3 protein-coding genes are annotated in these 3,377 nt (G+C 69.3%); 1 reads left to right on the top strand and 2 read right to left on the bottom strand.

Annotated features, from left to right (window positions below):
- On the top strand, positions 1–1,658 hold a 1,658-nt coding region (locus ACWEBX_RS38275; protein ID WP_451889335.1), incomplete at its 5' end, for a CHAT domain-containing protein.
- A 31-nt stretch (positions 1,659–1,689) separates the two neighbouring features.
- On the opposite strand, the gene ACWEBX_RS38270 is transcribed toward ACWEBX_RS38275, so the two are convergent.
- Positions 1,690–2,415, bottom strand: coding sequence for a ferritin-like domain-containing protein (locus ACWEBX_RS38270; protein WP_451889334.1), 726 nt, complete (start codon positions 2,413–2,415; stop codon positions 1,690–1,692).
- A gap of 342 nt (positions 2,416–2,757) precedes the next feature.
- Positions 2,758–3,315 carry a flavoprotein gene (locus tag ACWEBX_RS38265; RefSeq protein WP_451889333.1) on the bottom strand — a complete coding sequence of 186 codons (558 nt, stop codon included), beginning with the start codon at positions 3,313–3,315 and terminating at the stop codon, positions 2,758–2,760.
- Positions 3,316–3,377 lie beyond the last annotated feature (62 nt).

The following is a 3,377-nucleotide window of genomic DNA, read 5'->3' as shown; positions in this document are numbered from 1 at the left end:
GTACGGCCAGGGCGTCCGGCGACGCGCTCCACCGCGCGGCGGACGACGCGCGGCACATCGCCCGTGAACAGTCGGCGCAGCCACTGCAACGGCTGCGAGCCGCACTGCTCTGGGGAAGCCTGGCGATGCGGATGGGCCATCAGGACGATGTCATCCTGAGCTACGAGACCGTTGTCAAGGAACTGCCGCCGGTCGTGCTTCTGCCCGGTGAGGGTCGTGGAGCCGTCATCAGTGCCTGGGAGGAGCGGAGCCGGGACGCCGCGGCCTGCGCGATCGAGGCGGGATCACCGGAGCGCGCGCTGGAGTTCCTCGAGCAGCGAAGCGCTCTCCTTTCGGCATGGACCACGGACTCCCGTGCCGAGGTGGACCAGCTCCACAGGGTCGCCCCGGATCTCGCCGAGGAACTCCGGTGGCTGTGGACGTTTCTCCACCTGGACGCCGGGCCGGCCGACGCACCGGTCTTCCGGCGAAGCGATGCGGTGCAGGCCAGGATGAACCACCTGGTGGATGCAGTGCGTGCCGTTCCCGGGTTCGAAGCCTTCCTCGTCCCCCTGGCCGCCCACCGGATGGTCGCGGCCGCGAGCGAAGGCCCCGTCGTCGTGCTGAGCGCGTCCGCCCGCCGTTGCGACGCGCTGCTCGTGACACGCCAGGGGGTGTCGGTGCTCCCGCTGCCCCACCTGAGTCTGGCCGAGCTGACGCACCGGGCGAGGACATACCAGGTCACGAGTGCCAGGCCGGACCAACGTGAGTCCTGGCAGGTGCTCTCCTGGCTGTGGGAGAGCATGGTGTGGCCGATCCTCTCCGCTCTCGGGCTCACCGGCCGTAGCCCGCACAGCCTGGGATACGGTCCCACCAGGGATGTGTCCGCGGAGCCGGGCCCGCGGCTGCTCAGCCCGGTTCCGTCCGAGACCCTTCCCCGGATCTGGTGGTGTCCCACCGGCCCGTTCACGATGCTGCCGCTCCATGTGGCCGGACAACCCGGGAACACGGCCCTGGACTACACCGTCCCCTCCTACACCCCGAGTGTCCAGGCGCTCATGACCGCACGGAACCGCGAGAGGCACCAGGCCGAAGGACCGGAACAGCGGATGCTGCTGGTACTCGCCGACGACGCGCTGCCGGCCGGACACAGGGAGGCCCGGACGGTCCAGCGACTCGTTGCCGACAGTCAGGTTCTTCGTGGTTCGGAAGCCACGGTCGCGAATGTCGCCGCGCGACTCGCCGATTACCCCTTCTTCCACTTCACCGGGCACGCGAGCCTCCATGAGGGCACGCCCCGACTGCGGTTCGCGTTCGACACGGAGGAGGGTCTCGACTCGCGGCATCTCCCGCGGAATCTCGTGGCCGACGGAGCCCTGGCCTATCTCTCGGCCTGCGAGACGGCGGCCGACAACCGGGGGTTCGAGAGTGGGGGCTGGACGCTCGCCGCGTCGTTCCAGGCGGCCGGCTACCGCCATGTGATCGCGATGCTGGGCATGGTCTCGGACGTGGCCGCGATGCGCATCGCGGTTCAGGTGTACGAGTTGCTCGGGGACTCCGACGGAGTGCTGCGTCCGGAGCGCTCGCCGCGCGCCCTGCACACGGCCCTTCAGGAGACACTCGCGGCTTCCGACTTCACTTCCCTCGCCCCTGCCAACGTGGTGCACCTCGGCCCGTGAGACGCTCCACGGCTCTGTGCAACCCTCGTGGTCAGCCCGCGCTCGTCCATGCGTCAGGGCGGGGCACCAGCACCGCGGAGACCACCGCGTGGGACGAGGTCATGACATCGGCCACGAATCGCAGGCGTCCGGTGTCAAGTCGGCGCAGTGCCGGACCGTGGTCGACGGCGACGACGAGAGAGACCGCGAGCAGAAGAAGCCGCCACAGGGTCATGACCGGGCGGCGCACCGCGCGGGGCAGCTCCGCCAGGGAGGTATGCAGTCGCTCGCAGTGGAACGGGATGTGGCGCTGCTCATCGGCCAGGATCCGCCCTGCCACATCCATGGTGAGTGCGTCGTGGGTGCCATCGCGCAGCGCCCGGTAATAGCGCAGCGCCACTACTTCAGCGATCATCAGCACCAGCAGTTCCATGCGCAGACCCATGAGGCGCCGCAGCCGCACGAAGGCCGCGTCGCTCCAGTGGCCGGTCAACGTCGGCATGTCCCCCGCGGCCAGCAGCCGGGCGAGCAGTCGAGCGTGGTTCTGTTCCTCGGCGACGAACAGCCGGACCGCCTGCCCGTAGTCGGCGTCGCCGGCCTGGTCCGCCTTGCCGACGAGGTTGGCGCCGTCACCGTCCTCGCCTACCTGGAACCGCTGGATGCCGGCCCACACCGCTCGATGAAGCGTCGCGCCTTGCCCCCAGTCCGGATCACCCTGGGCACGCCTGCGCTCGCGCTCGTCCTCGAAACACTTGGTCCACTTGGCGAAGCCACCCATTTGCACTCGGTCTCCCCTCTCCGGAACACGGAATCGAGCTTGAGGCACCGCCGGGCCCGCCTACGTTCGCTCCAGGATGTAGGCGCTGCGGGAGTCGGGTCGCCGAGGAAGAAGTACAGCAACAGCCGCTTCTCCTCGTCCCGCTGCAACTCGAAGGTCCATGTGTAGGTCTCGGTGCCGGCTGAGGTTCCGCCGACGGGTCGTACCGCTCACCGGGGTCGGGAGTGCGTGTGGCCGCCGCTGTGTTGGTCTTCACGATCCTGCCCTCCGCGGTGCCGACGACTGCGGTTCGACCGGGCGTCGATCACGTGCTCGCCATCGTGCCAGCAGAGTTGAACATGTTCAAGTCCCTGGGCCGGTCAGCAGGTCCAGTACGCGCTCCCAGTGGAAATCACCCGGCCCGCCGCCCTGTTGGCCTTCGCCCGCGTGCGGGTCGGCGAAGCGGACGCCCATGTCGCGGAGTCGCTCGACACTGGCCCGGTAGGCGGGGTGGGCCGCCAACGCCTCGTTCACGCACGGCAGTACGGCGATCGGGACGCCGAGTCCGTAGGCCTCGCACAGCGTTCCGAGGGCGAGGGTGTCGGATATGCCGGCCGCCCACTTGTTGACGGTGTTGAAGGTGGCCGGCGCGAGCGCCACCGCGTCCGGCGCGGGGAAGGGGCGCGGGTCGCCCGGGGCGCGCCAGGCGGAGCGGATCGGGCGGCCGGTCCGCTCCTCGACCGCCGCCGCGTCGATGAAACCGAGCCCCTGGGGCGTGGCGATGACACCGACCTCCCAGCCCCGCTCCTGCGCCGTGGCGATCAACGTGCCGACGCCCTCGGCGACACCCGCGGCGCAGACGACGACGTAGAGGAAGGGTTTCCCGCAGTCACGAACGTTGACGTATGGCTTTCCAATCATCTAGATTTCCATCATCTAAGGATCCTGTCGATTGGAAGGTTCTCGCATGTCCGCAGAACGCG

Source organism: Streptomyces sp. NPDC005070 (genome assembly GCF_053600395.1).
Note: the sequence above shows the minus strand (reverse complement) of the source record. Positions and strands in the feature narration are given on the sequence as shown.

Bases quoted from the DNA above. Each gene is read 5' to 3' on its own strand.
- ACWEBX_RS38265 (WP_451889333.1), bottom strand. From the start codon at position 3,315: ATGATTGGAAAGCCATACGTCAACGTTCGTGACTGCGGGAAACCCTTC.
- ACWEBX_RS38270 (WP_451889334.1), bottom strand. From the start codon at position 2,415: ATGGGTGGCTTCGCCAAGTGGACCAAGTGTTTCGAGGACGAGCGCGAG.